Annotated in this window: 3 protein-coding genes; 2 read left to right on the top strand and 1 reads right to left on the bottom strand. The window is 53.8% G+C overall.

Features of this window, described 5'->3' with window-relative positions; genetic code table 11:
- Positions 1 to 146: 146 nt before the first annotated feature.
- The gene (locus tag H6507_00920) at positions 147 to 3,089 is read right to left on the bottom strand and encodes a S8 family serine peptidase (GenBank protein MCB9367661.1); all 2,943 of its coding nucleotides are present in this window, start codon (positions 3,087 to 3,089) and stop codon (positions 147 to 149) included.
- A 357-nt stretch (positions 3,090 to 3,446) separates the two neighbouring features.
- Between H6507_00920 and H6507_00915 the strand changes: the two genes are divergently transcribed.
- Positions 3,447 to 9,179: a choice-of-anchor J domain-containing protein gene (locus tag H6507_00915; protein MCB9367660.1), complete on the top strand. Its 5,733-nt coding sequence runs from the start codon at positions 3,447 to 3,449 to the stop codon at positions 9,177 to 9,179.
- 147 nt (positions 9,180 to 9,326) lie between these two features.
- Positions 9,327 to 12,278 (top strand): choice-of-anchor D domain-containing protein, encoded by a 2,952-nt coding sequence (locus H6507_00910; protein ID MCB9367659.1) that lies wholly within the window; start codon positions 9,327 to 9,329, stop codon positions 12,276 to 12,278.
- Positions 12,279 to 12,373: the final 95 nt, after the last annotated feature.

The following is a 12,373-nucleotide window of genomic DNA, read 5'->3' as shown; positions in this document are numbered from 1 at the left end:
CAGTATATGGTCATATAACTATTTAGTAATATAATAAACGCAAAAAGAGTTTGCAAGTTCCCGAGCACTTAATTCGAAAACCGCAAACTCTTGTTTACAAATTTCTTAGACAGATTCCCTTCGTATCTGAAGAGGACTCTACTGGTCTATTTAACCAGAAGCACCTTGCGAATTGACGACTCTTGACCCGCTCGAACCTCGACAAAATAGAGCCCGGCCGCGGCTGATTCAGCATTCCAAACGAGGTTTTGTTCGCCCGGTCCGGAAACCGAATTCATAAGTGTCGCGACTTGTCTGCCGAGGACGTCAAAGACTCGCACGGAGACTTGTACCCGCTCTGTAAGCATGACGGACAGGCGGGTCGTCGAATTGAATGGATTGGGATAGGCTTGCGAGACTTCCAGTTGACTTGGCAGCCGTCCGGGTCTTTCCGGTGCAGCCGAGGGATAGGGTGCTGTACGAGTCGTGAAGAGAACTGCCCACGGCGGACGAATACTCCACGTGTTAGGGCTGTATGCTCCGTTGAAAAGAGTTTGAATTCCGACTGTTTCCGAGTGATCTTCTATTCCGACAGACGCACTATTCGGAACATCCAGTCTTTCATAGAGCATCAAAATCTCGGCGTTGCCGTCCGGCGTTTGCCAGTGGCGCGGATCCAGAATCTGAACCTGAGCCGTGAACTTCCCTACCCCACCGGGCAAGAACCGGAAATCAAGATATTCGATTACGACGCGGTTTAACTCCGTGTCGTAGTAGTAGCTAAGTTCGGATGTGTCGGGAACCCATTGCAGGTTATCCCAAAAGAGGGCCATTCCAGCCGACGGACCGGAAGCACCGGGAATTTCAAAATTGAAATAGGAGTGGTCATGGCTGACTCCGGCCGCGACCCAACCATTTTCGTTGATGGTCAGAGAGTCGTAGGGAATTCCGAAGTAGCGGAACTCGAAAGGCATGGCGATAAATGCGGATGAGTCGCGAGCTTGCAACGAAAGCAAAGTGCCCGCGCCAAACCGCGCAGGAGAAATTTCAATCCAATCGTATGCCGGAGGAATCAGTGTGTCGAGCAAATCAAATGCTTGATAAAGCGAGCTTGCGGAACTCTGCGGCAAAGACTTGATCGAGTGCAAATGAACCGGCAATTCGATTTCTTCCCCGGTCGCCAAAGTGACCGTGGTCTCGGCGCTCGCACCATCGTAAGAAAACTGCAGAGTGTAGGTCGAATCTCCCGGAAGATCAACCAAGAACTCGCCTTGGTCGTCCGTGTTTAGAGGAGCAATCGGCAAACCGGGAAAGGCCACTTCCGCGCCGTTGACAGGTACATCCTGACCTGCAGAAATTCTGCCCGTGATTCGACCTTGAGGAACGGCCGTAAGGTCGAAATCAACGGTCAAAGTTTCCGCTGCGGCAATCGTGACTTCCGTGGTTTCCGGAGCGAATCCGTAACGACTGCAAATCAATTGCCAAGTCGAGTCACCGGGCAGTGACATCGTGTAGTTTCCGTTTTCGTCGGTCGTTCGCTGCCGTGAGGCTGCGCGAATGAGAGCATTTTGTACGGGTTCTTCAGTGGCGACGTTTCGCACTGTGCCTTGAATGATCGCGCGGTTCAATGAAATCGCCAGCACGGCTTCGTAGGCGTCGACGAAGCCGAAGCCATAGTCGTTATCTTCACCTTCATCACCATAATCGTGCGCCGTACGCATGAGAATGGATTTGATTTCGCGAACTTCCGCATTCGGATTGGCCTGTCTCATCAGCGCGACAATTCCCGCTACATGCGGCCCGGCCATTGAGGTGCCGTTGAGACGAATGTAGTTGTTACCCGGAAACGAAGAATATACGTCGACGCCGGGGGCGCATACTTCGGGCTTAATCGCTGTGAAGGGCGGGCAATCCGTCGGACCGCGACTGGAGAAAGTCGCAATCGTATACGGCGGCACCGTATCGGAATTCGCGTTTACGGCTCCCACGGAAAACACGGTGACGGAATCCAACTGAATTGTGGCCGGACTGCGCAGCGTACGGGGAGAACTGCCTTCGTTGCCGGCGGAGTAGGTTACGACAACGCCTGCGGCTTCACAGTTGACTATAGCGTCATTCCATAATTGAAAACAATCTGTGTAGCCCGGAAAACGGCCGTCGACACCCCACGAATTATGCACGACGTCCGGCACGTCGTCAATCGTCGCGCTGTTCCCGTCCGGGTCGGACATCCATTCAAAGGCATCAAGCACGTCGTTGTTGAAACCCGAATTGCTGCTTTGATCGATCGCGTTGCAGGCAATCCACTCCGCTTCGGGCGCGACGCCGATAGAGTCATTGCTTGAAGCCGAGTTTCCGCAGATGGTTCCCATGACGTGCGTGCCATGTCCGCCGTCCGGGCTGTCGTCTTCGGGGAACGTGGACGTACGAACGACGTCGAGCCAACACTCGTCTGCCGGGGCATGAATCCCCCGCCAACGCGCAGACAACGCTGGGTGTGTTCCGTCCACACCTGTATCAATGTTCCCAACCAGTCTGCCTGCGCCAGTGATTCGCAGTTCGTGCCAAACTCGCGGCGCACCAATCGCCCGGATTCCCGTTGGAATGCCGTGATTCTCATCAAGTGTTCTGACCCGGGAAGGACGGCCAACCGGTTCAATCAGCGACGCCGTGAAACTGGGCTCAATCCACTCTACTTCTCCCCTGTCGGCCAAGGCAGCTATTGCGTGGCGGTTGCCTTTGACTGTTGCCGCATTGACGATCCAATATGACTTGAAACCGCTGATTTCTCCGCTGTTTTGCAAACGAGAAAGTTCAGCCAGCAGTCCCGCTTGCGACTCTGTGGCTACTCTACGAAGTTCGTCAACGACAAGCTGGTGCCGGTATTGGCGAGTGGCGTGAACAGACGTGAGCCATTGATCGAGACTGGCAATCTCGGCCCGGTCGTACAAGTAGACAATTACTGTCGTATCTGTTTCCGAATTTTCTATCCAAAAGTCCCGAAGCTCCGGGCTAATCTTTTCTGACGGAGCCGACCACGTGAGGTACGTGAAGCAGGTTAGCGCAAGAAGCGTGGAAAGGACAAGGTGTTGAACAATGCTGCGGCGCATGGGTGCTGCCTTTAGATTGAAATTGAAGGGTAGAAAGATAGCGCTTTTTGCCGTTAGTTTACAGAGGCATGCGGAGCGTGGAGAATGTAGATTCCCCATCCGTGAGGACGGTCACAGTGAGGTTTGAACTGCCTATCATCAAAAACAATGGATTAGGCGGCAAGACATCGAGGCCTGTTGTACCCTCGTAAACTTACTTGCCCCTCGTTTCGAGTTGACTCAGGAATTTCCAGACAATATATTAAAATTCTGACATAGTTAGCAGAGGTCGACATGTCGCCATGCTATGAAGAGGATTGTATGATTTGACATGGAGGAGCCGAGGCTCCCCTACTGAATACCGAAATGGAGGCAAGAATGGATCGTATCAAGCTATTGTTGACACTTGCGTTACTGACATGCTTTGCGGCGTCGGCGTGGGCGGTCGATCTGAGCGAGAGTTTCGATGAAACGACGTTTCCGCCAATCGCTTGGCAAAGTGTCGAAAACGGGGACGGTTCGAATCTGTGGATAAGGACGACCCTGAACACGAACTCCGGGCCGGCGAAGGCTGCGGACGTCGAGGAAGATTTGGCAGGCGGCGAAGTGGCGGCTCGTTGGCTGATCACTCCGAAGCTGCACGTGAACAACATCACGGATGAAATTTCGTTCTGGGTGCGGACTCAGTACAGTTTCGTCGTCGACAACGACTCTCTGTATGTGATGCTGAGCACGACGGATTCTCTGCCCGCGAGCTTCAGCACAGTGCTGGCACAGTACAAATGCGGTTCGGGCGGCGCATTTCAGAACGTCTATCAAAACTACGCACTAAACCTGGCGTCGTACGTCGGTCAAGATGTGTTTGTGGCTTTCCTCCACCGTGACGAAGGAACGGGCGGCAACCAACTGTATCTCGACGACGTTAGCGGTCCGGAATTGCTCGCTCCCCCGAAAGAAGCGAGCACGCCAACGCCTGAGGACGGCGCGGTGGGTATTTCTGGAAGCACGAACCTTGACTGGGTAAACGGAGCGGGCACAACGACCCTCGACCTTTACCTTGCTCAGACGGTTGATTCGGTCGACAACAACGAAGCGGTCGCCAAGAAGCTGGACAACGTCGCGGCGGTAACAACCTACAATCCTCCTACTGATCTTCTGGCTAATACGACTTACTATTGGAAAGTCGTGACACGCAATATTTTTGGCGCGACGGAAGGTCCGGTATGGAGCTTCACGGTCATGGGTGCTCCGCTTTCGGGTTCTTATGATATCGGCGGCGGCAACAACGATTACGCGAATTTCAACGAAGCCGTGGCCGCGCTTTACGGCAACACGATTACAGGCCCAGTGACCTTCAACGTTTACGGCACGGACTATGAAGAACGCATCGTTTTCGACGGACCTATCGTTGGCGCGAGCGCGGTCAACCGCGTGACGTTTAGTGACGCTTCAGGCACGGCGCGTATTTTGGACTCGTCGGCAACGACGTCTTCGGTCGCCGTCGTCCAGCTAACCGGAGCAAGCTACATTACGTGGGACGGCGTTGACGTATGGGCCAGTGTCGAGACGGACAATTGCGTGCAAATGCAAACCGGATGCACGGAAAACATTTTTGAGAACTGCTTGCTGCAAACACACGACGCGAGCACGGTTTCGCACAGCATTCGCATGTTCGGAAATGGAAATGACAACAACGTCTTCTCGGGACTCGATTGCCGAAACGGTGTTGAGTCGATCTATTTGTCGTCAGGCTCGTCGCCGGTCAGTTCCGGGATCATCATCGAGAACTGCTCCACGGTAGATTGCGACAAGAGTCTTTACGTTTCCAATTGCAACAACATGACTGTTCGCAATTGCGATTTTCAGGCAAACGGAAACGGCTCATCGGAGTATGTGGTCGACATAAGCACAATCGGCTCAGGCAATTCGATCGAGCTTTACGGAAACAGGCTGCACAACCTCGTATCGACCGGCACAATCGCGTTCTTGCGCGCAAACGGAGGTTCGGGCTCGACGATCGATTTCCATGATAACTTCATGTACGACATCTTCTCGTCAGGTACGGGCACGGCCTACGGCATCTACGGATCGAGTGGGCACGTAAATTACTATTACAACAGCATGAACATCGGCGACCCTGACGGAACCGGTTCGGTTTACGGCTACTACAAGTCGTCGAGCTTGCATACGTGCAACATTCAGAACAACATTTTCGCGTTCGCAGAATCCACCGAAGAGACCGACGCGTACCGTGGTTTGTCTTCGGGCTACTATCCTGACGTATTGGACAACAACGCGTACTATAACAACGGCGGTGCTGATTTCCAAGTCTTTGACGTCAGTGCGGAAGAGTATGCGACGGTCGCGGACCTTGCCGCTGCCACAAATTACGAGTCATTCGGTGTCGAAGGCGACCCCGGTTTTGTCAGCGCGACTGACTTGCACATTCTGAATACGTTCGGTCTGGTAAGTGACAAAGCCGCTCCGATTCCGGGCTTGACGATGGATGTTGACGGCAACCTTCGTCCTTGCACGCCGGACATCGGCGCGGACGAATATACGTATCTCGCTGCTGCGGCAGACTATGTGGTGTTCGCGATTCTCGACCCGCTGGAACTGTACGAAGAAGTGACTCCGTACGCGATTCAGGCGCGCATTGCCAACATCGGATCAAGCGCGCAAACGAACGTTCCGCTCCGCCTTCTTTACAATGGTGTTCAGCAGGACGAAGTTTTGGTTTCGCTCGCCGCGGGCGAATGCGACACGGTTGATTTCACTTGGACCACTCCCAGCGCTCCGAGCAGCGGAACGTTGGAAGCCCACGCATTCCTCACCGGGGACGCGAATACGGATAACGACAGCGCAGTCGTGACCGTGACGGTTGTGGCTCCGCCAATGCACGGAACCTATGATATTGGCGGCGGCAGCAACAACTACGCGAGCTTTGGAGCCGCCGTGACGGCGCTGACTTTGCGCGGTGTTGACGGCGCCGTGACGTTTAACGTCTACGCCAATACCTACAACGAATCCGTTTCCATTCCGGCCATTGTCGGCGCGTCGGAAACGAACACGATAACGTTCACGGAAGTCATACCGAACCGTACGCCACCGGAAATCGTCGGCGCAAGCCCGACGGTGCAGATTAACGGCGCGGACTACATTACCTTCGACAACATCGACATCACGTGCAGTGGAACGGGCCGCGCGGTTGAGATTACGAACGACGCGGATTACAACACGTTCATGAACTGCGCAATCACCGGCGCGAGCGTTGCCGGAACGAGCAATTACGGCGCTTACGTTTTGGGCGGCGGCAACGACTACAACGTGTTTGAAAATGTCACCGTTTCAGGCGCATACTACGGCATTCGCTTCACAGGTACCTCAGGCACTCCCGACGTGGGCAACGAAGTTCGCTATTCTTCGCTTATGGAAGGCAAGTATCCCGTTTACTTGAACTATGAATCAGATGCCAGAGTCTACGGTTGTGATATTCAACCCGGCTGGAACGGTTCGACTACGGAAGTCTACGGCGTGTACTGCACGACTTTGGGCTCGGGCAACATGTGCTATGCCTACGACAATGAAATCCACAATTTCCGCACAAGTACGAACTCCAACGGTTTGTACGGCAGCGCAAGCACGGGCGCGACGCTGGTCGGCTACAACAACTTCATCTACGACTGGCAAGTGACGGGCGGCATCGTTTACGGTATGCGCACCGCCACAGGAAGCTCGGAATACTATAACAACAGCGTGCGTATCGGCGACGTCGGCACGACGAGCAATATCTACGCGGCCTACGTGACCGGAACGTCATCAAGCTGTACGTTGATCAACAACATTTTGCAGCTTGATGTACCGACTGAAGAATGCTGGGCGATCTACATTTCGAGCGGCACGATGAACAGCAACAACAATTGTGTGTATGGTATCGGCACACTTTACAATGTCGGTCACAGCGGATCTGACTATGCGACGCTGAATGATTGGCAAACCGCGACGGGTTTGGACTTGAACTCCGTCGAAGGCCAGCCCGGATTTGTCGACGCGACCAACCTGCACTTGTCGCCAACCTTCTCTCTGTGCAACGGAGCAGGACAGACGGTGGCCATCGTGACGACGGATATCGACGGTGAAACACGCGGTACGCCGCCGGATATCGGCGCGGACGAATACGAGTTCACGTCGCTTGCGCACGACTACGGCATCTATGGTTTTGTCAATCTTCCGGCCGTGTTTGTGGGCGGCTTGGCCACAAGCGTCGAAGCGGATATTCAGAACTTTGGAACGAACAACGAAGTCGACGTTCCGGTTAGATTGTTCTACAACGGCTCGCAGACATCCGAAGTTCTCATCTCGCTGAATGCGGGCGTGCGCGACACGATCACAATTCCGTGGACGCCGCCGGTTAGCGACTATGAAGTTGGTGACCTCGAAGTGCAGGCCTTCCTCGGCACGGATTCGTACGCAGACAATGACAGCGCAACGGCCTCCGTGACCATCGTCGGTCCGCCGATGTCCGGCGTCTATGATTTAGGCGGCGGCAACAACGATTTCGCGACGTTTACGGACGCAGTGAACGCGTTGACGCTCCGCGGAATCGACGGTGAAGTTGTGATTGAGGCCTACGACGGAACGTACAACGAGGCATTGGTCATCCCCGAAATCACGGGAACTAACTTCGCCGACCGCGTTATTTTCCGTGAACACGTGAGTGCGGCGCTTGACGTCGTGACGCTGCAAGACGGCACGGCAACGCAAATCGTTTTGTTGGACGGCGCTGATTTCATCACGTTTGAAGGCATCGACTTCGTTTGCACGGGCAACACGAAGATCGGTGTAGTGATTAACAACGACGCCGATTACAACACGATTCGCGATTGCGCCGTGGTCGGAAACGACAGCGCGTCTACCAATGGACGCGGTATCAGTCTTTATCGTGACGGTCAAGACTTCAATCTGATCGACAACGTGACCATCACGGGCGTTTATTACGGCGTTCGCATGTTCGACGGTTCTTCGACCGGTGAAGCGACGGACAATGAGATCCGCAACTGTACGATCAGCGGCGGCCATTATTGTATCTTCCTGGACAACAGCCCGAACGCGCGCGTACACGACAACGACATTATGCCGTGGGGCAACAGCACGGTCGATTGCCAAGGTATTTTGGTTGAAAGCCAGACAGCCGGCGATACGGTTTACGTTTATAACAACAGGATTCATAACTTCCGCTACGTTGGAACGAGCACATCGGCCGACTTGACAGGTATTCAAAGCCGTCCGGGAACCAGCACCGGCGCGGTTGCCTATATCTACAACAACATGATCTACGACTGGAACGTCTCGAGTGGTACGCCGAATGTCAGCGGTATTCTTTGCGGCAGCGGCGAACAGCACATTTACAACAACAGCATCCGCGTCAATGATCTTACGAATGGAAGCAATGTTGACGGGCTGGAAATTAACTCGAGCACGGCCAATGCGACGGTCATGAACAACATCTTCGTTTCGGATCAATCGACGCTCGCGTCGTGGGGCATCCGCCGAGTATCCGGAACGATTGCCTCGTCCAACTACAACGACATTTACGGAACGGGTACCGGCGCGTACAATACGGGACGCGACGGCACGACGGACTACTTGACGTTGGCCGATTGGCAGGGAACAGGAAACGACGCCAACTCAGTGGACGGCGATCCGGGCTTCATCAGCAACACCGATCTGCATATCGATACGCTGGCGACTACGGTGAATAATTTGGGTACGCCGATCGCGCTCGTGACCACGGACATTGACGGCGACGCACGTTCGGTTTCGACTCCTGACATCGGCGCTGACGAGTACACTGCTTATGTTGCCGCCGATCCCGTCAACGACCTTACGATCTGGATCGATCCGGATGAAAACGACGTGGTGCTGCGTTGGAGTGCAACTACGAACGCGCAAAGCTATGAAGTTTTTGTCGGCACCGAATTCGGTTTCCCGCTGATTCCTGCGAATTCATTGGGAGTAACGGCCAATACGACGTTTACGGATATTGACGCCACGCTTGGAAACACACAACGCTACTACGTTGTCGTGGCATCCACCGATCCGGCTGAATAATCCGAACCCACCATAAACTAACCGCAACGGGGACGCCAAAGCGTGTGTCCCCGTTGCGGCTCTCGGCAGGCGACCTATTCCGCATCCTTAGCTTTTTGCACCATTGTTGACCCGTTCGTGCCTGCCCACGACGGGTCGGGAGGACCCATGTATACCAAATCACTATTTGCAGTCACACTTCTCGCGTTCATTGCCTTACTTACCTGCGCACCGACATCCGCGCAAGTGCTCGTGCGCGACATTCCCGCACCATCGATCTCGTCCACATCACTTACCTTTGACGGCGAATATTTTTGGTCCGGAGACAACAACTCGAATCGTCTGATCATGTTCAGTCCGGTTGACGGGAGTATCGTGGATACCGTGTTTTCTCCCGTGAACGGATCGGACGGCTTGGCCTATGACGGCGATTATTTGTGGACAATTTCCGGTGCGTCGGCACGCCGTCAGATTTACAAGATTGACCCCCTGAGCGGAGCATTGCTTGATTCAATTCCCGACCCCGCGCAAAGCAATGCCGGAGGATTGTCCGTCGACGGAACGGATTTTTGGGTAGGAAGAAATTTTCCGACTAACAAATTCTTACGCATAGCGCAGTCTGATGGAGCTCTGTTGGACAGCGTCAATGCTCCGGGAAATCAAATTCGCGGAGTGGCTTACAACAACGGGATGATCTGGGCGACTTCAGTGAATACCGACGGCGACTTCGTTTACTGGGTAAATGCAGCAACCGGCGCGGTGCAATGGCAATTCGAACTTCCCGAACATGTTTCTCTTCCAGACCGGCGTTTGCGCGGCGTTGCGCTGGTCGACGGATACTTGTGGTTAGTGGCTTATGCGCAAAATTCAAACAGCAACCGCGTTCTGCAATACGACGTGTCTAACGCTGTCCAGCCGGACATTGTGCTGGACACGACACCGTACAGTTTCGGCGAATGCGTGATCGGTCATCCGCTGACTTGGGAGCTTGCGGGTTTGAACGCCGGCAACGCAATCCTGAGTCTCGACAGCATTTATTTCCGCGACGGAACGGACTTTTTTGTGACATCTCCGCCAAGTTTTCCTTTTGAAGTCGCGGGCGAAACCGACTTCACTATTGTTGTTCAGTTCGGTCCGCAGATTTCGGGCGACAAGGTAGACACTTTGGTTGTCGAGAGCAACGATCCCGACGAAGGACTTCTCATGATCCGCGTTACCGGCGAAGCGTTTCCCGACGAAGGTCAAATCTCATTGAATCCGGTATCGGTCGACTTCGGAGACATTTGGGTTCCCAATCCGACGACGTCTACCACGAGCAATCTCGAAATTTCTAATTTCGGCCACGGTGAACTTACTATCTCTTCAATTGAGATTACGTCCGGCATCGATTTTAGAATTGATCCCATAACTCTTCCGGTGACCATTCCGGCCAGTGAGTTTGCAACCGTACGTCTTTGGTTTGAGCCGGACGTCGCTGGAAACTACGGAGGCGTTCTGTCGATTCTCTCAAATGATCCCGATCAGCCGCAAGTAAACGTCGTCTTGACGGGACGGGCGTTCGTTGCGGACTTTGAGGAGGGAACGACCGTTTGGACCTATCATGATCCGTCGGATAATTTTGACGTCGGAATCAACGGTATAACGGCCGTCAATGATGCAAACGGAGATGGAATACACGACGTCGTAGCAACGACTGAAAGCGGTTTGACGGTTTGTCTAAATGGAGCTTCCAGCGGAACGGCTGATACACTTTGGACATACAATTCCCGTGTCGTCCCCTCGCACAGTGGAATGGTGTTTTATGACCGCGCGCTCGCAACCATTGACGATATCACCGGTGACGGCGTACAGGACGTGCTGATTGGCACGACCGGAAATAGTCAATCGGTATACGCGTTGTCCGGAGCCACAGGCGAAGAACTCTGGATGTTTGACACCGATTGGTGGGGTGACGGCGGCTGGGTGAACGACGTGGAAGGATTTGTTGACATCAACGGCGATTTCATTACCGACGTATTGGCATGCGGCAGCGGAGACGGCAGCAATGGATCAAGACGTGTGTTTGCTCTCAGCGGAGACAACGGAGAGCTGCTTTGGGAAGGACCGGCTTATACATCTTTCTATTCGCTCACGCCGATTTCGGACGTCTCTGGAGATGGAGTTGACGACGTCGTGGGCGGAACCACAACTTGGGTCGTAGGGATCGACGGTGCTACAGGAGGCCAGCGTTGGCAAACCAATATCGGCGGCAGTTCGCCTGTCTTTGATTTGGAAAGAATGGGCAACGCGAATCCGCAAACCAACAACACGGAAGACGTCGCCGTGGCAAGCGCTTATCTTGGCGTGTACGTCATCGACGGAGGAACCGGACAGCAGCTTTGGCTTCAGGAGATCGGCTCTTCTTTCGTCTATGAATTGACCATCATCCCCGACATCTCCGGCGACGATGTTTCCGAAGTTGTCGTCGGTACGACTTCTGGACGGGTGATTTGTTATGACGGCGCACAAGGTTTTGAAATCTGGAATCAGATCGCCGATCCGGATGATCCGCGCAATGTTCTGGCAATGACAACCGTTCCTGACGTGACGGGTGACCACATTGCGGACATCGTCTGCGGAAGTTTGAGCAATAAGTTGATTGTGATGAGTGGTTGGGACGGTGACCACTACTTCGATACGTTTGGTCAGGGCGTGACAAGCCCTGTGGACGCAGTCGGAATTCTGCCGGATATCGACGGCAGCAATGCGTTTGAAATCTTGATGGGCAACCGTGAAGGTTGGGTAGATTGCGTTTCCGGCGGAGAGATCATAATTTCTACGGCGGAACCCGTTCCGGTTCCGACGACTTTCGCCATGCGGCCTGCATATCCGAATCCCTTCAACCCGTCTACCTCACTTTCGTTCACACTTCCCGGCATTTCTGACGTGCAAGCGAACGTTTACGACGTTAATGGCCGTCTGGTCAGGGAACTCCTTGGATCTACCTTGCAGCCCGGCGAACATTCCGTACAATGGGACGGCAGAAACAACCACGGACAGGCGACTGCTACGGGTGTGTATTTTGTGCGGCTTCAAACGTCCTTTGGAACGAAGACCCAAAAATTGCTTTTGCTGAAATAGCAGCCAACTCTGCTTTTCTCGACGGCTCACTCTTGTGAGCCGTTTTTTTGCCCGGCAGGACGTAGTTGTTCTCTATCAAATTCAAGAAATGTCTT

The sequence above is a fragment of the Calditrichota bacterium genome, from assembly GCA_020637445.1.
Taxonomy (GTDB): Bacteria; Electryoneota; RPQS01; order RPQS01; family RPQS01; genus JABWCQ01.
Note: the sequence above shows the minus strand (reverse complement) of the source record. Positions and strands in the feature narration are given on the sequence as shown.